Annotated in this window: 20 protein-coding genes and 1 pseudogene; 13 read left to right on the forward strand and 8 right to left on the reverse strand. The window is 55.8% G+C overall.

Going from position 1 to position 23,491, the window contains the following annotated elements:
• Window positions 1-245 precede the first annotated feature (245 nt).
• From alr to dctP, 5 genes are all read right to left on the reverse strand, one after another.
• Window positions 246-1,331, reverse strand: a complete 1,086-nt coding sequence (gene alr / locus AR306_RS08715; RefSeq protein WP_101497182.1) for an alanine racemase — start codon at window positions 1,329-1,331, stop codon at window positions 246-248.
• Window positions 1,332-1,339: 8 nt separating this feature from the next.
• Window positions 1,340-2,599 (reverse strand): D-amino acid dehydrogenase, encoded by a 1,260-nt coding sequence (locus tag AR306_RS08720; protein ID WP_101497183.1) that lies wholly within the window; start codon window positions 2,597-2,599, stop codon window positions 1,340-1,342.
• Between the two features lie 299 nt (window positions 2,600-2,898).
• A complete protein-coding gene (locus tag AR306_RS08725) occupies window positions 2,899-4,206 on the reverse strand; it encodes a TRAP transporter large permease (RefSeq protein ID WP_101497184.1) in 1,308 nt (435 codons plus the stop codon).
• 3 nt (window positions 4,207-4,209) lie between these two features.
• Entirely contained in the window at window positions 4,210-4,908 is a 699-nt protein-coding gene (locus AR306_RS08730) for a TRAP transporter small permease (RefSeq protein WP_101497185.1), read from the reverse strand.
• Between the two features lie 75 nt (window positions 4,909-4,983).
• Entirely contained in the window at window positions 4,984-6,000 is a 1,017-nt protein-coding gene (gene dctP / locus AR306_RS08735) for a TRAP transporter substrate-binding protein DctP (protein WP_101497186.1), read from the reverse strand.
• A gap of 594 nt (window positions 6,001-6,594) precedes the next feature.
• Between dctP and AR306_RS08740 the strand changes: the two genes are divergently transcribed.
• From AR306_RS08740 to AR306_RS08770, 7 genes and pseudogenes are all read left to right on the forward strand, one after another.
• A complete protein-coding gene (locus tag AR306_RS08740; RefSeq protein WP_101497187.1) occupies window positions 6,595-7,653 on the forward strand; it encodes an NAD(P)H-dependent flavin oxidoreductase in 1,059 nt (352 codons plus the stop codon).
• Between the two features lie 239 nt (window positions 7,654-7,892).
• On the forward strand, window positions 7,893-8,822 hold the full coding sequence (locus tag AR306_RS08745; RefSeq protein ID WP_133539664.1) for a lysine exporter LysO family protein: 930 nt from the start codon (window positions 7,893-7,895) through the stop codon (window positions 8,820-8,822).
• A gap of 63 nt (window positions 8,823-8,885) precedes the next feature.
• Entirely contained in the window at window positions 8,886-9,329 is a 444-nt protein-coding gene (locus AR306_RS08750; protein ID WP_101497189.1) for a YqaA family protein, read from the forward strand.
• Between the two features lie 79 nt (window positions 9,330-9,408).
• Entirely contained in the window at window positions 9,409-10,074 is a 666-nt protein-coding gene (locus AR306_RS08755) for a response regulator (RefSeq protein ID WP_101497307.1), read from the forward strand.
• Window positions 10,071-11,408 carry an ATP-binding protein gene (locus tag AR306_RS08760; protein ID WP_101497190.1) on the forward strand — a complete coding sequence of 446 codons (1,338 nt, stop codon included), beginning with the start codon at window positions 10,071-10,073 and terminating at the stop codon, window positions 11,406-11,408. Before AR306_RS08755 ends, AR306_RS08760 begins: the two co-directional genes overlap by 4 nt.
• A gap of 211 nt (window positions 11,409-11,619) precedes the next feature.
• Entirely contained in the window at window positions 11,620-12,105 is a 486-nt protein-coding gene (locus tag AR306_RS08765; protein WP_101497191.1) for a hypothetical protein, read from the forward strand.
• Window positions 12,106-12,223: 118 nt separating this feature from the next.
• Window positions 12,224-12,646, forward strand: a pseudogene (locus AR306_RS08770) (transposase); the annotation flags it as partial.
• A gap of 181 nt (window positions 12,647-12,827) precedes the next feature.
• On the opposite strand, the gene AR306_RS08775 reads toward AR306_RS08770, so the two are convergent.
• A complete protein-coding gene (locus AR306_RS08775) occupies window positions 12,828-13,799 on the reverse strand; it encodes an arsenic resistance protein (RefSeq protein ID WP_101497193.1) in 972 nt (323 codons plus the stop codon).
• Between the two features lie 199 nt (window positions 13,800-13,998).
• On the opposite strand from AR306_RS08775, the gene AR306_RS08780 reads away from it, so the two are divergent.
• A complete protein-coding gene (locus AR306_RS08780) occupies window positions 13,999-14,925 on the forward strand; it encodes a lysine exporter LysO family protein (protein WP_101497194.1) in 927 nt (308 codons plus the stop codon).
• A 1-nt stretch (window position 14,926) separates the two neighbouring features.
• Here AR306_RS08780 and AR306_RS08785 read toward each other — a convergent pair whose 3' ends face one another.
• Entirely contained in the window at window positions 14,927-15,817 is an 891-nt protein-coding gene (locus tag AR306_RS08785) for a LysR family transcriptional regulator (RefSeq protein ID WP_166627848.1), read from the reverse strand.
• A 147-nt stretch (window positions 15,818-15,964) separates the two neighbouring features.
• Between AR306_RS08785 and AR306_RS08790 the strand changes: the two genes are divergently transcribed.
• Genes AR306_RS08790 through AR306_RS08800 form a run of 3 tightly spaced genes read left to right on the forward strand, consistent with a single transcriptional unit; the run spans window position 15,965 to window position 19,019 of the window.
• Window positions 15,965-16,984, forward strand: a complete 1,020-nt coding sequence (locus tag AR306_RS08790) for a phosphotransferase family protein (RefSeq protein WP_101497196.1) — start codon at window positions 15,965-15,967, stop codon at window positions 16,982-16,984.
• A 14-nt stretch (window positions 16,985-16,998) separates the two neighbouring features.
• The gene (locus AR306_RS08795; RefSeq protein WP_101497197.1) at window positions 16,999-17,763 is read left to right on the forward strand and encodes an SDR family oxidoreductase; all 765 of its coding nucleotides are present in this window, start codon (window positions 16,999-17,001) and stop codon (window positions 17,761-17,763) included.
• An 11-nt stretch (window positions 17,764-17,774) separates the two neighbouring features.
• On the forward strand, window positions 17,775-19,019 hold the full coding sequence (locus AR306_RS08800; protein WP_101497198.1) for an acyl-CoA dehydrogenase family protein: 1,245 nt from the start codon (window positions 17,775-17,777) through the stop codon (window positions 19,017-19,019).
• Between the two features lie 312 nt (window positions 19,020-19,331).
• On the opposite strand, the gene AR306_RS08805 is transcribed toward AR306_RS08800, so the two are convergent.
• Window positions 19,332-19,898: a YceI family protein gene (locus tag AR306_RS08805; RefSeq protein ID WP_101497199.1), complete on the reverse strand. Its 567-nt coding sequence runs from the start codon at window positions 19,896-19,898 to the stop codon at window positions 19,332-19,334.
• A 134-nt stretch (window positions 19,899-20,032) separates the two neighbouring features.
• On the opposite strand from AR306_RS08805, the gene AR306_RS08810 reads away from it, so the two are divergent.
• A complete protein-coding gene (locus tag AR306_RS08810; protein WP_101497200.1) occupies window positions 20,033-21,253 on the forward strand; it encodes an RtcB family protein in 1,221 nt (406 codons plus the stop codon).
• Between the two features lie 206 nt (window positions 21,254-21,459).
• A complete protein-coding gene (locus AR306_RS08815; protein WP_101497201.1) occupies window positions 21,460-23,487 on the forward strand; it encodes a methyl-accepting chemotaxis protein in 2,028 nt (675 codons plus the stop codon).
• Window positions 23,488-23,491: the final 4 nt, after the last annotated feature.

Below are 23,491 nucleotides of genomic sequence, written 5' to 3' on the forward strand. Positions count from 1 at the left end.
CGGCATCAGCAGCCAGCTTAGGCTTGGGTTGGCTTTAGCAGGTGTGCAGTTAAATAGGTTGTTAATGGGAAAATGAATAAGCTTGGCACCGCTGCAAAACAGCAGCGCCAAGCTATATAGCCGCATGTTTAACCTGTCTGTTGCTCTGTGTTGGTGCAGGGCGATCTAGCCTGTTAGCAGACGCAGGAGATCCCGAGGCAGCCGTGCTTAAAGCCTCACTACCGCAGCTCCAAACTTGGCTGGCATCACTCAATATATGTGCGTGGCACCCTGTCGGTTACGCCAGTAAACAGGTGGTAAGCGATAGTGTCGCAGTGGGCGGCTACCTCATTGGCAGACAGCTTTTCACCCCAAAACTCGACCTCACTGCCTACATCTGCATCGGGCAAGTTGGTTAAGTCTAGGGTTAACATATCCATAGAAACTCGCCCAATTAGCTGGGTACGCTGACCATCTACTAAAACGGGGGTACCTTCTGCCGCCTGTCTTGGATAGCCATCGGCATAGCCCATGGCCACAGTGCCTACCCTGGTGCGGCGCTCGGCCACAAAACGGCCTCCGTAACCCACGCTTTCTCCGGGTTCTACCCAGCGTGTGGCAATAACTTGGCTTTTTAGTGTCATGGCCGGACGTAGACTGTTGCTGTGCTGGTTGGCTATGGCCAAGGGGCATGAGCCGTATAGCATGATGCCTGGGCGTTGCCAGTGCCTGAGCGCTGTTGGCTGGCTTAGGATGGCCGCAGAGTTAGCAATGCTTAGCTCAATTCCAGGGTTTAAGAAAAATTCTGGCAGCTGAGCAACCTGGCTTGGCACCGAGGCCCCTGGAGCCAGGCTGTCGTCAGCATTGGCCAGGTGCGACATCACCACCACCTGCTTGACGTGCGGCATGTTGAGCAGGTCGTTGTAGGCTTTAATCGCCTGCTCGGGGCTAAAGCCAAGCCGATGCATGCCTGTATCAATTTTTAACCAAACACAAAGGGGCTTGGCAAGCACGCTGCGGGCTAGCTGGTCCAGCTGTTCTTGCCTATGCACTGCAGTCCAAAAGCCTTCCTGGGCGATGACCTCAAGCTCGGCCGCTTCAAAAAAACCTTCCAAAAGCAAGATGGGCTGTTGTAAACCAGCCTTTCGTAAAGCCAGGGCTTCCTCTATACAGGCGACGGCAAACACCTCAGCATCTTGCGCCAAATGCTGGGCTACCCGCGCGGCCCCGTGCCCATAGGCATTGGCTTTAACTACAGCTAGGGTTTTTCCGGCGGGAGCAAAGCTGGACGCCAATTTAAAGTTGGCTTGGATGTTTTTTAGATTGATTTCAGCAACTGCAGGTCTGGCCATCTTTTTACTCACTTTACATAACGGAAAACCGACAAGCCTTGGCTGTCTATTTCGGGCTCTTGGTTGTTGATAATGTCTGCAACCAGGCGCGCAGAGCCTTGCGACATAGTCCAGCCAAGGGTGCCGTGGCCTGTGTTCATATAAAGGTTGCTAACAGGGGTTTTACCAATAATTGGCACACTGTCAGGCGTCATAGGCCTGAGCCCGCACCAGAAGGTTGCATTGTTCAGGTCGCCCGCCCCGGGGAATAGGTCATTCACTACAAACTCGGCAGGCTTGCGCCGTTTTTCGTGCAGGCTGAGGTCGAAGTGAGCAATTTCGGCGGTGCCGCCTACTCTGATACGGTCATCGAAACGGGTTACTGCAACCTTATAGGCTTCGTCCATCACAGTGGATTGGGGCGCCTTGGATTCATCCAGTAATGGCAAGGTTAGGGAGTAACCCTTGATTGGATAAATGGGCAGCTTAAAGCCCAAAGGGTTGACCAGCAGGGGAGAATAACTGCCCAGGCACACCACATAGGCGTCAGCTTTAAGCAGGCCGATCGAGGTATTAACCGCAATCACTTGGCCTGCTGAGGCTTCTAGCGAGTTGATTTCGGTGTTAAGCAGAAATTTTACGCCAGCCGCGCGGCAGTGTTCGGCCAGTGCCAGGGTGAATTTATTACAGTCGCCGGTAGCATCCTGAGGAAAGCGCAAGCCGCCAACAAACTTTTCCGCGACATTGGCTAAGGCGGGCTCGTGCTGGATGCATTCTGCATGGCTGATGACCTTATGCTCTACACCACATTCACGCAGAGAGGCCAGGTCGGGCTCGATAGCCTGAAGCTTTTCCTCATCGCGGATCAGCTCAATAGTGCCTTGGGACCTATGGTCAAAGTCGAGTGTCAGCTCGTTGGTCAGCTCGTTAAGGGTTGTGCGACTGTACTCTGAAATGCTGAGCATTTTGCGCTTGTTAAGGTTGTATGCGTCCTCGTTGCACTGGCCCAGCATTTTTAACATCCAGTTAGCGGTCTGCACATTAAAAGAGCTTGAGCTCACCAGGATGGGGGCCAGGTCTTGCATCATCCATTTCATGGCTTTTAATGGCACGCCAGGCGCAGCCCAGGGGCTGGTATAACCGTAGGAAAGCATGCCGGCATTGGCAAAACTGGTTTCGTCCGCTACAGAGTTGGCCCTATCTATAACAGTGACCTCATGGCCCGATTTGGCTAAATACCAAGCGGTAGAAACACCTGCGACACCTCCGCCTAAAACAATAATATTCATGATGATTTAATCCCTCATAGAAATACGGCTGACTTAAATATAGAACTTATATGCTGGCTACTAGTTTAACTTGAGCTATGGGCACAGAGGAGCAAGGCTCGACATACTAGATTGTCAGCTAAGTGTTATTTTTAACTAAAGCAGCGTGGGTAGATTGACGAGCTATTTGATTGAGCTTGTTGGCTCAGCTAAAGGCCAATAAAGTTATTTTATCTAGAGCGACTTTGCTAGAGAGTTAACAGGGGCTGCAGTTTCTTGTTTAAGCAGCAGCCCTTGTTAATGCTTAACGGATCGCCTTATTAGCCACCGTAACCCATTAGTAGCTTAGGCAAGTACAGGGAGATTTCCGGTATAAAGGTGACAATGAACACCATGGGTAAGTGACCTAGGAGGATAAATTTCATGGTCGGACTAATATACCTATCTAAAGATAATTTACTCACCCCTCCTGCCATATAAAGCATGGGTGCACAGGGCGGGGAGATGTTACCTAGACCTAGGTTTACACCCACTACCGCAGCAAAGTGTACAGGATCAATACCCAAAGCATTGATGACCGGTAAGAAGATAATAGCGGCTAACACACTGCCGGAAATATCATCAATAATCATACCAATCACTAGTAGCAGCAGGTTGATTAACAGCAATAGCACATACTTGTTTTCAGAGATTTGCAGTAGTGCATTAGCCAAGTCGCGAGGTACTTGCTCCAGAATCATGGCACGGCTCATGATAAACAAGAAGAATAGCACCGCCATAATAGAGCCTGTCATGGTTACTGCGCGTACAGTCACAGAACCTAGGGACTTAATGCTCATGCCCTTATAAATAAACAGACCCACAGGAATGGAATAAATAACGGCAATGGCTGCGGCTTCGGTTGGTGTTGCAATGCCACTGTAAATGGCGCCCAGAATAATGACCGGCATTAACAGTGCAAACCAGGCGTTATATCCGCTTTTAACTACGCCTTTGGCAGCTTGCTTAAAGGGCAGGGGTGGATCGACTTTGATGTTGGTGTCTTTACGCAAAAACCAGACATTCAATACGCAGTAAATAATTGCCAGCATAATGCCCGGAATAATGGTGGACAAAAATGCAGCCCCTACCGAAATACCACCCGCAATTGAAAAGACAATCATGGGAATGCTGGGAGGAATAAGCAGGGCCAGCACCGAAGAGCAAGCAACCAGCGCAGTGGCATGGCCAGGCGGGTAGCCCTCTTGAACCATGCGCGGGATCATGATTTGACCCACAGCAGCGATAGCCGCAGAAGAGCTACCCGAGATAGCACCAAACAGCGCACAGGTCAGTACGGTGACTGCGCCCAAGCCACCTTTGATGCGTCCGACAAAGGAGTTAACAAAGTTAAGCAGCCGTTCTGAAATTCCCCCCTCAGCCATGAGCAAGCCAGCAAAAATAAATAAAGGCATAGCGATTAAGGCAAAGCCACTTGCTGTTTTAAAACCATGGGGAATTAAAAAAGAGATATCGTTGCCTGTGGTGTAGGCAAAGAACACAGCGCCAATGCCAAAGGCAAAAGCAACCGGCACCTCCATAAGCACCAGGACGATAATCACCAGCATCGCAATTAGAAATAAAGTCATGGCTTAAACCTCCTGACTTTCAATCTGTGTTGTGGTTGGAACCACTTGATCCTGAGCCGAGTTATCACTGCTCTTGCTGGATGGTTTGAGTAGATCCCTATATTGAGTAATGGCTTCGAGAAGGAAATAACCAACCATCATGGTAAAGCCAACAATCATGCTGGCGCTCCAGATACCACGGGGCCAGCGCAGTGTTGGGCTCACTCTGCCTTTCAGGATTTCCCCAATAGCGTATTTGTAAGCGAAGTAGCCAAAAAAGCAGGCGGCAAGCATGCAGATGACTGTGTTGATAAGACGAATCCAGGCGATTTTACGCTGGCTTTTAACTACCAGGGTGACGATTCCGCCATGGATGTGCTCTCGCTTGCGCGTTGCGTAGCCCATGCCCAGAAAGTAAACCCAGACGGCAAGTAGGATGGAAGTCTCTTCAATGCCGTTGAATGAAGAGTCCATAAAGTAGCGGGTTATAACCTGAGAAAAAACCAGAAAAGATAATGCCAGGCAAGTGGCCACCATAAGGCTTTTAAAGATGAAGTTAAGTATCTGCTCAAAGCACATTAGATACTTATCAATCTTGGATTCTGGCTTTGCGGGAATTGCGTGTAAGTGCGGACGAACAGGGCGGTAACTAAGATCAGGGTCATAGTCATAAATCTTGGTTACGGAGATGGTCTGCATGGAAGATAATTGATTATTCTTCATGGTCTAACCTTAACTTTAAATGTCATAAGGATGATCTCGCTGCCTAGAAGGCAGCGAGTCTTACATGGATTAAAGCTAATTTAGGCCTGCAATATTACGCAGTATGCCCATGATTTTTGGGCCAAGAGACTTGGCCATGAATGGCCATTCGTTGTCGTAGGCAATCTGTTTGGCTTTGGCGGATTCTTCGTCGCTTAGCTCAACAATTTTGATGCCTGAATCTCGGACTTTTTCGAGAAATTTAGCGTCAACCGCTTGGGCTTCTTCCCAGACCTTGGCCATGGTTGCTTCGGCAGCGGTGTAGAGTTTTTGGCGATCTTCTTCCGACAGCTTTTTCAGCCAGGACTTATTAACCACCCAGAAAGCATGCTCAAAGTAGTCTTTGGTGAGCACGTAAGATTCAACCACATCGCGAATCAGCCAAACATCAGAGGCTGTTTGAATACCGCTGGCATCAACAGTGCCCAGTTGCAGTGCGGTGTAGAGCTCAGACAGGGGGATGGGGACAGGGTTAAAGCCAAAGCTTTTAAAGCGCTCGATACCGACCTGGATGGCAGGCACACGAATCTTAATACCTTTACTGTCGACAGGCAGGTTGGTGGGCTCGGCGGTATTGCCTTTGCGCATAACAATGGAGCCGAAACCTGTGGGTACCAGGCCAAGCACGGCCAGGTCCATTTCATCCAGGATTTCATTATAAACTTCGGTCATTTGTCCCTTGGGGCCAAATGCTTTAAGTGCTTGGTCCCAGTCACTAACAATGTAGCTCATGAAGGTTAGGTCAAGCCTTGAGTCAAACTCAGATGAGCCGAAACTCATGGTCATAGGGACAACGCCTTCCATGGTTTGCTCGAATATGGATGCCCAGTCACCCAGTGAGCCGCCAGGGTGGTAGTCAACATTAATGTCGGCCCCTTCTTTTTTCAGCTCATCCATAAAGGTGGTGGAGGTTAGGTGGAAAATATGCTCCGAGGGAAATCCATGGGCTAGGGTGAGTTTTACAGCAGCTTGGGCAGATTGTATAGCAGGGAAGATGAGTGAGGCGGCAAGAACGCACGAACCCACGAGTGGTTTGATCTTTATGTTAATCATCTGTAGTTGCTCCGACATTTATTATATTTGTAGTCAGTTAGCCCATGACAGAAACCTATGTGGACTCCTGCATGAGCTTGATCTCAGTCTGCACGCTTGGTTAATCCTGTTAAACCAGAATTATATTAAGCTTAGTTAAGCTGAGGCTTAACCTACTAGCGTAATACTGCAAAACGCCTCATGACTTAACTCAATGATTTAAAAGAACAAACCCTACATCCCTAACATGAGCTGGTTCGTGATGTTTATGGAGTGTTAACAGCTGGCCAGATGTACAACCTAGGTCGGCTTGTATTTTTTAAATAACAAAACGACTCAGTAGCTAGCTTGGATTTAGTCGTTCCAGGTAAAGTTTTCGTAGGTAGAGGAGATCCCTCCGTTTTCTGCCCGAGGCCTTGCTGCTGGCAGTCATGGCAGAAAAACTCTAGGATGACGCTGTTATCTTTTATCCATGCTTTCAGGCTTTTCATGAACGATCCGCAAAAACGCCCGCTGCTCAGCAGCAAATACATCATTTTTCTCGGCATTCTGGCCGCTAGCATTCTCTATGTGGTGCTGACCAGGTAATTCCGAGCCGACTCCGGAGGCTCCACCATGTCCGCAAGCAACACCCTGCTGTCCCGTATCGGTCTGCAATATCCGATTTTCCAGGCGCCCATGGCCGGCACCGCAACCCCGGCACTGGCCGCAGCTGTCAGCAACGCCGGTGGGCTGGGTGCGCTGGGACTGGGCAACGTATCGGTGGAAACCGCCCGCGAGCAGATCCGCCAGACCAGGCAACTGACCGACAAGCCGTTCAACGTCAACTTCTTCTGTCATGTGGCCGATCCGGCTGATCAGGAACGTGAGAGCAACTGGCTCAAGCGGCTGCAGCCCTGGTTTGCCGAATTGGATGCCGAGCCACCAGCAGCCCTGGACGCCGGCTACGACAGCTTTATCGACAACGGAGCCATGCTCGACATGCTGCTGGAAGAGCGTCCGGCCGTGGTCAGCTTCCACTTCGGTTTGCCGGGTGCCGAGGCCATCACTGCACTGAAAGATGCCGGCATCTATCTGATGGGCTGCGCCACCTGCGTGGAAGAGGCCCGCGCCATCGAGGCAGCTGGCCTGGACGCCATTGTCGCCCAGGGCTATGAAGCAGGCGGCCACCGTGGCCTGTTCGACCCGAAGCAGGAGTCCGGCCTGTTGCTGGATGAGCTGCTGGCACAGCTGAAAGAAGCTACCAGCCTGCCTATCGTCGCTACCGGCGGCCTGATGGATGGCAAAGACATCACCCGTGTATTGCAGGCAGGTGCCAGTGCGGCGCAGCTGGGTACGGCATTCATCAGCTGCCCCGAGTCTGCCGCTCCCGCTGCCTACCGTGAGCAACTGCTGTCACCGGCAGCCAGCGAAACCGCAGTGACGGCGATTTTCTCCGGCCGGCCGGCACGTGGCATGGTCAATCGCAGTCATCGTGAAATCAGTCCCCATGTGGGCGAACTTGCCGGCTATCCGCAAGCCTACAGCGCCGCCAAAGCACTGCATGCTGCCGCTGCTGCCAAAGGCAGTCATGATTTCGCACCTTATTGGGCGGGTACCTCAGCTCACCGCAGTCGTGTTCTGCCAGCCTCTGAACTGGTTGCCTGCCTGGTTCAGGAAATGCAGCAGACCTGACGTCACATCGTCACCGCGCGCAAAATGCGCTACACAGTGTCCGTCACACTGCGCCAGCCGCAGCGTGACGAACACCACTGAACCAGCAGCCAGCCTGCACACATCCCGCATACATAGGGTGACGCACGGCTCACTCGGCGCTATAAAAACCAGAGGCCGTACGCTATAGTGTTGCGTCCTTCGCTTGCCGCATTAATGGCAGCTGCCCTGTTAGCTCATTTCACATTAAGTCCTGCTCCGTGCTCTCTCAGCTGTCCACTATTTTCGCTACTTTCCTGCCCATTGTGCTGTACCTGCTGGCTGGCTATCTGGTGGGCAAACGCCTGCCCAAAGTCACCCTCAAACCACTGATTGCCGGTATCACTCCCGTGGTCTGGGTGATTCTGTTTGTCATTGGCCTGCAATCGGGCGAGGTTTTCAGCAGTTTTGCCTCCGGTATTCACGTGTTGAAACAGGCAGCAATCTACGCATTTACCATCAGTGCTGTGGTGTTTATCTGCCTGATGCCACTCAATCGGCGCAGTACAGTGCAGGAAGCCAGCTTCAGTGGCTGGCAAGCACTTTGGTTCCCGATCAAGGAATGCCTGATCGCTTTTGGTCTGGTGCTGCTCGGTGCGTTTTCCTATCGTTTGCATTGGCATGACAACAGTGTCGGCGTCGTGCTGTTGAACATCACTTACTGGCTGTATGTGTTGCTGTTTCTGATTGGCCTAGACTTGGCACAAGTAGCGATCAACCGCTCTTGGCTAGCCCCACGCATTCTGAAAATCCCACTGTTGGTCATGTTGGGTTCAATCATTGCCGGCGTTTTGCTCAGTTTTATCACTGGTGAAAGTTTACCGGTGGCCCTGGCCCTGAGCACCGGTTTTGGCTGGTTCAGTCTGTCCGGCGCGATTGCTGGGCAACATCTGGGCGACGCCTACGGCAGCCTGGCCTTGCTCAATGACCTGATGCGCGAACTGATTGGCCTGACCGCCGTATTTATTCTGGGCCGCAACTTTGCCAACAGCAGTATCGGTGTCTGCGCTGGCACCGCCATGGATACCACCCTGCCGTTTGTACGTAAGGCTTGCCATTACGAATATGTACCGACTGCCATCATCAGCGGGCTGATTCTGACCATTGCCGCCCCGTTTTTCATGCTGTTTTTTCTCAGCTTTGTTAAGTAAGCAACTCGGCCAGCGTTCGGCATATCAGCTGACAGGGTACAGTCAGCACGTAGTCAGCGTCCTATGCTGAACTGGATAAGCTACGCGGGTTTGGCGCTGTCAGCCTGTATTGCTGCCACCCTGCTACCCATGCAATCTGAAGCCGCTTTGGTTGCGTTGCTAACCCTCAAGCCAAGCGCGGTCGTCTCGCTGGTCGCCGTCGCGGCGCTGGGTAATGTCATAGGTTCGCAAATTAACTGGTGGCTGGGCACACAGCTGCACCGCTGGCAGCATCGGCGCTGGTTCCCTGCCACCGCCGAACAATTGGCACGGGCTCAGCTCTGGTATCAACGCTACGGGCGCTGGAGTTTACTGCTGAGCTGGATGCCTGTGATTGGCGATCCCTTAACCTTGGTGGCTGGGGTGCTGCGTGAACCCTTCTGGCGCTTTACGCTCGTGGTCAGCATCGCCAAAACCGGACGCTATATCGCTTTGGCCTATGTCACTCTCTATGTTTTACAGTCATAGGGCAACGCTGCACAACCCAGCCTCATTGGCCGCTATTCACTGCTACCCTAAATACACACTCGGCTTGACTTTGATATCCATGAAAATTCTACTGGTTGAAGACGATCAGCTGCTCGGCGACGGAATTGCCACCGGTTTGACTCAAGCAGGACTGACTGTTGACTGGGTACTGGATGGCCAACAGGCTGATACAGCCCTGCTGACCAATCGCTATGACGCTGTTGTCCTAGATTTGGGGCTTCCCAAACTCTCCGGTATGGACGTGTTAAAACGTGCTCGGGCCCAAGGCAAGGATCTGCCCGTGCTCATCCTGACGGCTTACAGTGCGGTTGAGAACCGCGTAGCAGGTCTGGATGCAGGCGCAGATGATTACCTGACTAAGCCCTTTGATCTAACAGAACTGCAAGCACGCTTAAGAGCCTTGCTGCGCCGCTCCAAAGGCTATGCCGACGCCACTATTCGTCAGGGCGAACTCAGCCTTGATCCGGCGAGCCACACCGTCAGCCTTGCGGGCCAGCCAGTCGATGTCTCTGCTCGTGAATTTACCATTCTGCATAGTCTGCTCCTCAATGCAGGACGAGTGCTGTCTAGGGCCCAACTAGAAGAGCAACTGTATGGCTGGGGAGATGAAATCGAAAGCAACACCATTGAGGTGTTTATTCATCATTTACGACGCAAACTTAACCCACAGCTCATCCTTACTGTCCGTGGCGTTGGTTATATGATCGAAAAAACCACGCCATGAGCACCTCATTACGCTGGCGTCTATTTTCCTTATTGGCCATTTCCGTCTTGCTGGCTTGGATTGCCACCGCTTTTTTTACTTATCTGGACACCCGCCGCGAAATTAGCACCATGCTTGATGAGCGTTTGATCCATACCGCAGAGCTGGTTTTACAACAACTGGAAACGGGCGATAACAACCGCCCCCGTACCGGTTCCCTGGGAGATTACACTCACAGCGCGCTGCAAGTCTGGCGCGATGGCACGCTGTTAATGCAGTCCAATACTGCCCCCAGTGATCCGCTGGGCACACAGCACACAGGACTGCAAAACGTGGTGATACACACTGTTCACTACCGTACTTACAGTCTCTGGGATGCCCGGCAGCAGCTGAATGTTCGCGTGGCTGAACGCTATGATTTGCGTGATGCACTTGCCGAAAGCGTGGCGCGACACTTGCTCCACCCGCTCTATTTTGCCGTACCCGGATTAGGCGTGCTGATCTGGCTGGCGGTGAGTGCCGGACTTACGCCCTTGTCGCGTTTTGCCAACGAAGTCAAGCAGCGTCAACCGGACAAACTGGATCCGCTTGCCCTGACTGACACCCCGCGCGAAGTGCTCCCGTTACAAAATGCACTCAATTCATTATTTAGGCGCTTACAAGACTCCCTTGAGTACGAGCGCCGTTTTACCGCCGACGCAGCCCACGAACTGCGCACCCCTTTGGCAGCAATTAAAACTCAGGCGCAAGTGGCCTGTGCCGCCACCGATACCAACCAGCGTCAGCAGGCACTGGACAAAGTGATTCTGGGCGCAGACCGGGCTGCACACCTCATCGACCAGCTGCTTGTCCTTGCCCAGCTTGATCCAGAGCACAGCTTAAACGAGCCACAGCAGATTCAATTGGCTGCTCTCGTCCATGAAAGCATTGCCCAACACGCCCCAGCGGCGATCCGCAAGGCAGTGGAGCTCGGTTTCACCGCCGATGATGACGGTCTTATCAATGGCGACAGCACGTTATTAGCCATTCTGATACGTAACCTGATAGACAACGCTGTCCGCTACACCCCGAGTCAAGGACAGGTCGAAGTACACATTCTGCACCACAACAATGCGGTGGTATTGCAGATTGCCGATAGTGGCCCCGGCATTGCAGCGGCAGAACTGGAACGCATTACCTCACGTTTTTATCGTGTACTGGGCAGCGGCGAGAACGGCAGTGGTTTAGGCTTATCCATTGTGCAACGTATCGCCAAGCTGCACGACGCACAACTCAGCTTTACTACGCCTGACAACACGACCGGACTGGTGGTCAGAGTCGCCTTCAAAGCAGCCGCAACGGTGCAACCGGAATAGACATCAGCAAAATGCAGGCGTAAGAGCTACTTCAATGGCGTCCTCGAGCTGGCTTGGACGCAGCAGGTTTGAATCCGCCTGAGTCGTGGCTGAAGCTACTCATACTGGGTGGCTCACCAGCATTATTCAGCGAACCTTAAGCATTTTTTAAGGTAGAACCGAGATACTCACTGCAAACCAAATCTAGGGTTTCATTGAGAGGAAATACATCATGACGATCAAATCCAACCTGTTCAAATGCGTCGCCGTTACTGGTCTGGCTTTAAGCCTTGGCAGTGTTTCGGCATTCACTATGGCCGCTGAAGAAGAGCATGATCACGGTCAGGCTATCACCGAGATGCAACTGAACAACGGCAGCAAATGGGGTATTGATGCACCACTGAGCCAAGCGATGGCTAAAATCAGTCAGGCAATCAATGCAGAAGTTGAATCCATTCACGCTGATACACTGGCACAGGAAAACTATGTCGCCTTGGCGAGTGAAATCAATACCCAGGTTGCTTACATGATTGAAAACTGTGAGCTGGAGCCGGCAGCCGATGCGCAACTGCACATCATTATTCACGATCTGATGGACGGTTCAGCCAGCATGGAAAACCAGTCCAGCGCACGCAATGGTGCTGTAAAAGTTATCAACGCACTGGGTAACTATGCCAATTACTTTGATGATCCCAAGTTTCAGCCAGTCGCACACTAAACAGCCACAATCAGCAAAAGACGGAGATGCACCCGTCTCAGACTGCTGACAAACCCCTCGTTTCCATCGAGGGGTTTGTTTTTTATACTGGCCACAAATCTGCCGCAGGATTTGTACGATGCTACGTGATCGCCCTCAGACCCAGTCCGAACTTGAAGGTGTCTGCATTGATGAGTTGGTTCCTTCAGACCATTTGCTGCGTAAAGTAGACCGCCATAATGGTCGTCCGGCGCTGAATCCGACTCTAATGTTCAAGCTGCTGCTCGTAGGCTATTTGTTCGGCATTCGCAGTGAACGTCAGCTGAACCGTGAAGTTCAGATCAACGTAGCCTACCGCTGGTTCCTGGGTTTGAACTTGACCAACACAGCTCCTGATGCCAGCACGCTCAGTCAGAACCGTCGTCGCTTTAATGACTCGGATGTCTACCAGCAAATTTTCGATGCAGTTGTTGTCCAAACGATGAAGCGCAATCTGGTATCCGGTACCGGCTTGTATACCGACTCAACCCCCCTGAAAGCCAATGCCAACAAGGGGAAATGGGTCAAGGCACAAGCCTTGTCAGAATGGCAAGCCTATGAGCCAAAGACTTCCGCCCTCTAAATGCTTGCACCCAAAAGCGGCATTGATGTGGATAAAACGACAAACCCCACCGAAAAGGCGAGGATTGTTAGCTACCTGAGGGCCTGTGATTACAGGCCCTTTTACTCGATTCCATTACCCGCTATGGCGCTTCCGCTTCCTGCGGAAAGATCCGTCCGGTCAGCTTGACGTACCAGGCTGCCGACTGCACCTGGATGATGTAGGCCAGCGCAATCAGCAGGGCTGCCTGGGCGCCGGCCTCGCCAAAGGCGGTCATCGACAACGCCAGTGCAATCGACAGGTTGCGCATTACCGTACCGTAGACCAACGCAATGCCGTTGCCGCGATGCATGGTCTTGCGCGCTACCAGCGTGCTGACCACATAGTTGATGGCATACAGCAGCAACAGCGGCACGAAGATATAGAGCACCAGCGCAGGCGACTGCAGCAGATTTTTCGCCTGCAGCGCCATGGCGACAAAGACAATGCCCAGTACGCCCAGGGTGGAAAGCACGGGAAAGTTCGGACCAATGTTTTTCTGGAAGCTGTCCTGGCCATAACGGCGGATCAGGAAGCCTCTGGTCAGCTGGCCGGCCACCAGCGGAATGGCGACAAACATCAGGATCTGCTGGAACACCAGCCCGACCTTCATCGGCAACTCGGCACCGAGCAGCAGGTGGACATAAAACGGCGTGAGGAAAGAACCGAGGAACAGGCCGACAATGGTCAGTTTGATCGCCGCCGGCACATTGCCCTTGGCAAAGCCGGTCCAGGAGATGGTCATGCCGCTGGTCGGCAGCAATGCCGTCAGCAGCAGACCCAGCGCCAGCTCCGGCCGGTCGGCAAAAAACAGCCGGCCAAGGCCAAAGGCGACAAAGGGAATCATCAGGAAGTTGATCAGCATGGCCCAGAACTGCACCGAACCATGGCCCGACTCGAGCAGCTGTTTGGGCCTCAGACCCACCATCATCGGATACACCATCAACAGGGTCAGGGGCGCAATCAGCACACTCAGTCCCTGCACGGGAAACAGCAGACCGGCAATCAGGCCCAGTACCAGAAACACCGGAATGCTGAGGCTCAGGTTCTGGTTCAGCCAGCGCAATTTTTTCATCAGGCTCACCTGCCACTTGGGTCGATCAATATGTATTTACGTATACTATACAGCAAACTTGCGCACTTGCCCTCATCCAGCCCGTTGCGGCAGGCTCCAGCTATAAAAAAAACCGTCCATGCGTTATAGTGCTGTGCCGGTAGCAGGCTAAAAATCATCCTGTTGCCTTCCTGTCATATCAAACAGTCCAGTCCGCTCCGTGTCGTCCCAGCTTTCCAACATCTTTGCCACCATCCTGCCCATAGTTCTGTACCTGCTGGCCGGCTATGTGGCGGGCAAACGCCTGCCGAAAAACCTCAGCATCCGGCTGATCCGCGGCATCACGCCGGTGGTCTGGGTAATTCTGTTCGTCATCGGTCTGGAGTCGGGCGAGGCATTCAGCAGCTTCGCCTCCGGCATGCATGTGCTCAAGCAGGCCGCCATCTATGCCTTCACCATCAGCGCAGTGGTGTTTGTCTGCATCATGCCGCTGAACCGGCGCAGCACGGTGCAGGATGACGACAGCGGCGGCTGGCAGGCGCTCTGGTATCCGGTCAAGGAATGCCTGATCGCCTTTGGCCTGGTGCTGCTTGGCGCCTTTGCCTACCGCCTGCAGTGGCATGACAGCCAGGCCGGCGTGCTGCTGCTGAACATCTCCTGGTGGCTGTATGTGCTGCTGTTCCTGATCGGGCTGGATCTGGCCCAGGTGGCCATCAGCCGCTCCTGGCTGGCTCCACGGGTATTGAAGATTCCGCTGCTGGTGATGCTGGGCTCAGTGCTGGCCGGCGTATTGCTGAGCTTCATTACCGGCGAGCGGCTGGCCGTATCCCTGGCGCTGAGCACGGGTTTTGGCTGGTTCAGCCTGTCCGGTGCCATTGCCGGCCAGTATCTGGGCGATGCCTATGGCAGCGTGGCATTGCTCAACGACCTGATACGCGAGCTTATCGGCCTGACCGTGGTGTTCATCCTCGGCCGCAACTTCGCCAACAGCAGCGTCGGCGTCTGCGCCGCCACCGCCATGGATACCACACTGCCCTTCGTGCGCAAGGCCTGCCACTACGAATACGTACCCACCGCCATCATCAGCGGCCTGATCCTGACCATTGCCGCGCCATTTTTCATGCTGTTCTTTCTCAGTTTTGCCTGAGTCATTCAACCGACTGCAGAATCAGCTCCTTCAGCCACATCACCGCCGGGTCCTGTCCGGCCCTTTGTGACCAGTACAGGTTCAGCGTCAGCGCCGGGCTCGGAAAGGGCAATGGCAGATACGGCAGGCCCAGTTGCCGGGCCAGCCGCTCGGGCAGCGTCGCCGCCAGTTCGGTCTTGCTGATCAGTGGTTGCACCAGCAGGTAATGGCGGGCCCGCACGCTGACCTGCCGCTGCACGCCAAGCTGTTCCAGATGCAGGTCGATATGGCCCGAGCCCTGCCGGCGACTGGAGATATGCAGGTGCTGCAGGGCCAGATAGCCGTCCATGTCCAGCTCCTGCTCCAGCAATGGATGCCCGGGCCGCACCACACAGACATAGCGGTCCTGCAGCAGCGGCTGATGCAACAACAGCGGCTCACGGCCCGGCTGGGCAACGTCGATCGCCAGATCCAGCTGACCGGCATCCATCTGCTGCAGGATATTGCTGCGTTCCACCGGATAGCTGTGCACCCGGCAGTCGGGAGCCTGCCGCGTCACTTCCGGCAGACAGCGCGGCAGCACGATCGCCTCGACAATATCCGCCATGCTCAGGCGGAAGGTGCGGCTGGCCGTTTCCGGCACAAACTCCATGCCGTCCTGCAGGCTTTGCCGGATCATGCCCAGCGCCTGACGTACCGGTCCAATCATGGCCTGGGCCCGCGCCGTTGGCTGCATGTGCCGGCCGCTGCGATAGAACAGCTCGTCACCACAGTGCCGGCGCAGCCGGGCCAGTGCATTGCTCACCGCCGGCTGGGTGATGAACAGCACCTGACTGGCCCGGGTGATGCTGCCATGGGTATAGATGGCCTCGAATACCACCAGCAGATTCAGGTCAATACGATGCAGTTGCATGGTTACTCCCCCGCAGGCTGTTTGCACCATAATCATTCACACTGAGAATAGTAGAGCATAAATCTAATAAATTAGATAAATGATCAATAGCGTTTTAGTCTCTGCTATCAGGCAATAACCACTCGACAACAACAAGAGAGACACAGCATGGATCCTTCCCGTACCGAATCTCTGGGCCAGTATCTGGCCGCTCAGCTACCCGGCTTCCAGGGCCCGCTGCAGGCCAAGAAATTCCCCGGTGGCCAGTCCAACCCGACCTATCTGCTGACCGCAGCCAGCGGTGAATATGTGCTGCGGCGCAAGCCAGATGGCGTGCTGCTGCAATCCGCCCATGCGGTCGATCGCGAGTTCCGCGTGATCAGCGCACTGCGCGATACCCCGGTGCCGGTGCCACAGGCATTGCTGCTGTGCGACGACGAACAGGTGGCCGGTAGCATGTTCTACGTGATGAGCCACGAGCCCGGGCACATTTTCTGGGACCCGGCCCTGCCCGAAATAACGCAGGAGCAGCGCATCGACTATTACCGCGAAGCGGTACAGACACTGGCCGCCCTGCACAGCGTGGATCTGGAGCAGGCCGGCCTGAGCGATTTCGGCCGCCCGCAAGCCTACTTCCAGCGCCAGCTGCAACGCTGGGTGCAGCAGTACCGCGCCTCGGAAACCGGCACCCTGCCGGCCTTCGAACAGCTGATCGTCTGGCTGGAAGAGAACCTGCCGGAAGACGACGGCCAGGTCAGCCTGATCCATGGTGACTACCGCTTCGACAACCTGATTTTCCAGCCTGATGCGGTAAAAATCCGCGCCATCATCGACTGGGAGCTGTCCACCCTCGGCCACCCGCTGGCCGACATCGCCTATTTCTGCATGTGCCTGCGCCTGCCCTCGGCCGGCAGCTACAAGGGCCTGCACCAGGTGGATCGCGGCGCTCTGGGCCTGCCCAGCGAAGCCGAAATCCGCAAGCTGTATTGCCGCGCCCGTGGCATCGAACATATCGAGCACTGGACCTTCTACGTGGCCTTTAGCTTCTTCCGCCTAGCCGCCATTTTGCAAGGCGTTTACAAACGCGCGCTGGACGGCAACGCCTCCAGCACCCAGGCGCTGCAGGTCGGCAAGATGGCCCAGCCGCTGGCACAGATGGCCCTCGACATGATCGCAACCGAACAATAACAAGGAGCAACCCCATGACCACCAACCTGTTTGACCTGACCGGCAAAATCGCGCTGGTCACCGGTGCCAGCCGCGGCATCGGCGAAGCCATTGCCCGCCTGCTCGCCAGCCAGGGCGCCGAAGTCATCATTTCCAGCCGCAAGCAGGAAGACTGCCAGGCCGTGGCCGACAGCATCAACGCCGAGGGCGGCAAGGCCAGCGCCCATGCCTGCCACATCGGCGACATGGACTCCATCGCCAGCCTGTTCGCCATGATCCGCGAGCGCCATGGCCGGCTCGACATCCTGATCAACAACGCCGCCACCAACCCCTGGTTCGGCCACATCCTGGATACCGACCAGCTCGCCTTCGAGAAGACCTACGAGGTCAACCTGCGCGGCTACTTCTTCATGTCGGTGGAAGGCGGCAAGCTGATGCGCGAACAGAAGTCCGGCTGCATCGTCAACACCGCCTCGGTCAACGCACTGCACCCACAGCCCATGCAGGGCATCTACTCGATCAGCAAGGCGGCGGTGGTCAGCATGACCAAGGCCTTTGCCCGCGAATGCGGCCCGCTGGGCATCCGCGTCAACGCCATCCTGCCCGGTCTGACCGAAACCCGCTTTGCCAGCGGCCTGTTCGACAACCAGGCACTGTACCAGCAAATCGTCAGGCAGATTCCGCTGCAGCGTCATGCCATGCCCGAAGACATGGCCGGCACCGTGCTCTATCTGGTCTCCGATGCCGCCCGCTACACCACCGGCGCCTGCATCGTGGTCGATGGCGGCCTGACCCTCTGAGGAGCAACAGAATGAATTTTGCCTACAGTGAAAAAAGCCTGGAGTTACAGGCCCGCCTGAACGACTTCATGGATGCCCACGTGGTGCCGCGTATCGGCCAGTGGCAGCAGGAAGTCAGCGCCGGCATCTATCCGGTGTCCTTCATGGACGACCTGAAAGCACTGGCCAAAGAGGAAGGTCTGTGGAACCTGTTTCTGCCCGGCCTGCACGACGACGAGCCCGGCACCCGCCTGACCAACCTGGAATATGCCCCGCTGGCCGAGATCATGGGCCGTGTGTCCTGGGCCTCCGAGGTATTCAACTGCAATGCGCCGGACACCGGCAACATGGAGCTGCTGCATCTGTGTGCCACACCTGAACAGCGCGAGCGCTGGCTGCTGCCGCTACTCAATGGCGAGATCCGTTCGGCCTTTGCCATGACCGAACCGGACGTGGCCTCCTCCGATGCCACCAACATCCAGACACTGATCCGCCGCGACGGTGACGACTATGTGATCAACGGCCGCAAGTGGTTCATCACCAATGCCGCGCACCCGCAGTGCGACTTCCTCATCGTGATGGGCAAGACCGATCCGGATGCCGACACCCGCCGTCAGCAAAGCATGGTGATAGTGCCCATGAACACGCCCGGCGTGCAGGTGGTGCGCAATATCAGCGTGATGCACCACGTGTCACCGGAAGGCCACAACGAGATTGTGCTGCGTGACGTGCGCGTACCAGTCAGCAATCTGCTGGGCGAGGAAGGCTCGGGCTTTGCGCTGGCCCAGGCCCGTCTCGGTCCCGGCCGCATCCACCACTGCATGCGCAGCATCGGCGCCGCCGAGCTGGCCCTGCAGCTGATGCTGGACCGCATCCAGGAACGCAAGACCTTTGGCCGCTTCCTGTACCAGCACGGCTCCACCGCCGAGCGGGTGGCCGAGTCACGGCTGCAGATCGAGCAGGCCCGCCTGCTGGTGCTCAAAGCCGCCTGGATGATCGACGAGCTGGGCGCCAAGGCCGCGCGCAAGGAGATTTCCATGATCAAGGCGGTGGTGCCGCGCATGCAGGAACAGGTGATCGACCGCGCCATCCAGAGTTTTGGTGCCATGGGCCTGAGCCCCGACACCCCGCTGGCCGATCTCTGGATCAACGCCCGTGCCCTGCGTCTGGCCGATGGCCCCGACGAGGTGCACCTGCGCAGCATTGCCCGCATGGAGCTGAAGCAGGCGCAGGAGCGGGTTGGTCATACCAGTCGCTACATGACGCCGAAGCAGTAACAATGGGTAGGTTTTTTGCACTGCGGTTACTGGCAGGGCGGGGCATCCCGGCCGGCTACGCTGGTTCGGCCTGCGGCCAAACCGCTAAATGCCGGCCGGGATGCCCCGCCCTGCCAATGTCCACCTTGTGCGGTGGAGGGTATCTGGCCCGCCTGCCGCGGGCTGCTGTCGCGTGCCAGGAACAGAATTTCCCGCATGAAACTGAAGCAGTAAGCAAAGACTATTGCCCCGGGGATACCTGGGCAGCAGGCAAAAAAAACCGGGCCACCAGGGCCCGGCAAATGCCAAGAGGAAGGGAGACCTCTCTTACTGTTACTGCTTGATACCTTCCACCTGGATCTCCAGACGTACCTCGGCCGGAACCGGGCCAAGGAACAGATCCAGACCCCACTGGGTGCGGTCAATGGTGGCACTGAAGTCACCACCACAAACGGTGGCACCCTCAAACATCGGGCTTTCATAGCAGTTGAAACTGTCGGCGTTCAGGGTCACCGGGTTGGTCTTGCCCATCAGGGTCAGATTGCCGGTCACGCTCTGTGGCTGGTTGTTCTCAAAGGTCCAGGCAGTGGACTCGAAGGTCATGGTCGGATATTTTTCGACATTCAACAGATCGGCACTTTTCAGGTGGCCATCAAAGCCCGTATTACCGGTCTGGACGCTATCGGTCGGAATCACGATTTTCAGCTGGCCGGTACCCTTTGCCGCATCCAGCTGCAGCTCGCCTTCAATATTGTAGAAACCGCCATGGTTGGTACTGGTACCAAAGTGGCCGATGGCAAAGCGTGCGTTGGTGTGGTCCGGGTCGAGTTTATAGGTGTCGGCCAGTACACTGGTGCTCAGGGCTGCGGCCAGCAGGCCAAGGGAAAATTGCTTGATCATGGGGTATCTCCTTGCGGGCTGATTTACTTGAATGCCACTATCCTAGCGAAGCAACAGACATGCTTCCAGATGTAATTTCTGGCATCATTGTTTCTTAAGTGGAACAATTAACAAACCATAAAGGAATCATTGTCATGTCAGGATTCGAGATTCTAACCAGTGACCGGGGTGTGCCGATCAAGCTGTGGACCAAAGGCGTACCCGTACAGCCGGAAGCCCGCCAGCAGCTGCTCAACACCGCGCAGATGCCGTTCATCTACCGGCATCTGGCGGTGATGCCGGATGTGCATCTGGGCAAGGGCTCGACCATTGGCAGCGTGATTCCGTCCAAGGGTGCCATCATCCCGGCCGCCATTGGTGTCGATCTTGGCTGCGGCATGATGGCTGTACGCACCTCGCTGAAGGCCAGCGACCTGCCGGACAACCTGCGCAACATCCGTCGCGCCATGGAAAAGGCAGTCCCCCACGGACGCACTGTCGGCCGTGGCAAGCGTGACGTTGGCAGCTGGCAACACACTCCTGAAGCTGTAGACCGCGCCTGGGCCCGGCTGTTGCCCGGCTTCAAGGCCATCACCGAGAAATACCCGCGGCTGGAACGCACCAACAACCACAACCACCTCGGCACCCTGGGTACCGGCAACCACTTTGTCGAGCTCTGCCTGGACGAAACCGATCAGGTCTGGGTGATGCTGCACAGCGGCTCGCGTGGTGTCGGCAATGCCATCGGCACCCGCTTCATCGAAATGGCCAAGCAGGACATGCGCAAGCACCAGCTCAACCTGCCCGACGAGGATCTGGCTTACCTGCAGGAAGGCAGCACATTCTTCGATGACTATGTAGAAGCAGTGGAATGGGCCCAGGAATATGCCCGCATCAACCGCGAAGTGATGATGGACCACACCCTGGCTGCACTGGCCGACGAGATCGATACTCCTTTCACCAGCGTGCAGGAGGCTGTCAACTGCCACCACAACTATGTGCAGCAGGAAGAGCATTTCGGCCAGCAGGTCTGGGTCACACGCAAGGGCGCGGTATCGGCCCGACGCGGCCAGCTGGGCATCATCCCCGGCTCCATGGGCGCGAAAAGCTTCATCGTGCGCGGACTGGGCAATGCCGACAGCTTTCACTCCTGCAGCCATGGCGCCGGCCGCATCATGAGCCGCAACCAGGCAAAGAAAGCCTTCACCCTGGATGACCACCGCCAGGCCACCGCCCATGTCGAGTGCCGCAAGGACCATTCGGTACTGGATGAAACCCCCGGTGCCTACAAGGATATCGAGGCGGTAATGGCCGCGCAGAAGGACCTGGTGGAGATCGTACATACCCTGCGCCAGGTGGTATGCGTCAAGGGATAACAGGCACAGCGCCAGAACTGTCTTGCGCCCTGGCAGCCACCTTTAATTTCCCGGCATCAACGGCCCGGTAAACAACCACTGCATGAAACCCTTTGCAGTTTTGATCTGGCGTAGTGCAATCACCCGCATTTTATGTACTAATAACGACTTTCGGTACAGCAAGCCTGCATTATCCGGGCAATACACCACTCAACAAGGTAACGACAATGACTGAACTCTGGCAGCGGCTGTCACAGACCAAGCGCATGTTTATCGCATTTGGCACCTTCATGGTGCTGGTTACAGTGATGTCGATCCTGTTTCAGGCCAACTTCTTCACCTCGGCACGCCTGAAACATCTGGCTGATTTTGAAATCCCGACACAGCTGGAAAAACTCGCCCTGGAGATCCGCCTGCAACTGGAGCCCAGCATTCAGACCTCACGCATCCTGGCCAATGACACCGAGCTGCACAGCCGCATGGCCAATACCGATCCTGATGAACGCAAACAGCTGGTCGAAAGCCGGCTGCTCAATATTCTGGAGGGCTTTCCGGCACGCACCCTGTTTCTGGCTTCGCACCTCCCTGACGACTCCCGTTACTACCAGCTGAATCTGGGCATTATGCAAGACCGTCCCCTGAGTCGGAACAACCCCGATGACGCCTGGTATTACACCTTTATCAGTTCCGGCCAGACCTATGAGCTGCACCTGGACACCAATGAGTTCAGCGGTGCCGATTTGCTGCTGTTCGTGAATTATCGCAACGAACTCGCGGCCGCCGACAGCACTCCTTTACTGGTGGGCGGTGTCGCCCTGGAAATGCGGGCGCTCACCGACCTGATCAGCAACTACCGTCTGGGCGAACATGGTTTTGTCTCCCTGATCACGTCAGACGGTACCATCCAGACCAGCTCCGACACCTCAATTCTCAAACGCATTCGCGCAACGTCAGCGTTTGAGCAACTGCTGGCCAACACCGAGCGCAAAGTGATCGAACTCAAGCATGACGGGCAAGATTACATGCTCTCCAGCATCTGGGTCGACAGCCTGAAGCGCTGGCTGGTGATCGAAGTGCCCAAAGCCGAGCTGACCGGACCGATCAACAAGCAAATGTGGGCCGCCCAGGCCATCGGCCTGGGTCTGATGCTGGTGGCGCTGGTACTCATCTTTCCGGTGGCCCGCTCCCTGACCCGGCCGCTGCGCCAGGTGCAGACGCAACTGGGCCGCATCACCCAGAGCCTTGACCTGAGCCGGCGCGTACACATCAACGACCAGGCCGAACTGGGTGACCTCGCCAGCCAGGTCAACCAGCTGCTGGAGCGCCTGCAACAGACCGTCAGCGAAATCCTGCGCTCGTCCGGCCACCTTAACGAAGCGGCCGTGCGGCTGGCCGAAACCACGGGGTTGGGCCAGATCCGGGGCGACCAGCTCCAGGCCGGACAAACCATGGCCGCGGCCATCGAGCAGATGTCTTCCTCCGTGGCCGAGATCACCTCGACCATGGAAGAGCTGTCCGCCTCGTCAACCCAGATCGCCGACCATTCGCAATCGGTGGTCGACGTAGCCAACCTGACCCTGGACAGCAGCCGCCGCGGAGCCGACGCCATGCAAGAGCTGGAACAACGCATGACCGGCATCCACAACGACTACGCACAAAGCCTGCAGGACATTCTCGAACTGGGCAACCAGTCCAAAGAAATCAGCAAGGTCATGGATCTGATCAACAACGTTGCCGACCAGACCAAACTGATTGCCTTCAACGCTGCCCTGGAAGCTTCCAGCGCCGGCGAGGCCGGTAAGCGTTTCTCGGTGGTCGCCGGCGAGATCCGTCGTCTGGCCGACAGCGTCACCGAATCCACCCGCAGCATCGAGGAACGCATCCAGGCCATCCAGAGCTCGATCAGCCGCCTGGTGCTGACCTCGGAAAAAGCGGTCAACTCGGTACAGTCCGGCATGGATGTCAGTGTCGCCACAGCCCACGAGCTGAACGAACTGGTCGAGGCTGCCACCCGCACCAGCAACGCGGCACAGCAAATCTCGCTGTCGACCAAACAGCAGAAAACCGCCAGCAGCCAGGTGGTCATCGCCCTGCGCGACATTGCCAACGCCAGTTCAACCAACGCCCAGTCGGTGCGCAGCATTTCCGATATCAGCGAAGAGCTGCTGGCGATGGCCCAGGCACTGAACACACTGATGCAGGAGTTCCGTAGCGAACAACCCGGCCAGGGCAGCCCGGCAACGCCCGATGCCTGATACT

This window comes from Thiopseudomonas denitrificans (genome assembly GCF_002866065.1).
Lineage (GTDB): Bacteria > Pseudomonadota > Gammaproteobacteria > Pseudomonadales > Pseudomonadaceae > Thiopseudomonas > Thiopseudomonas denitrificans.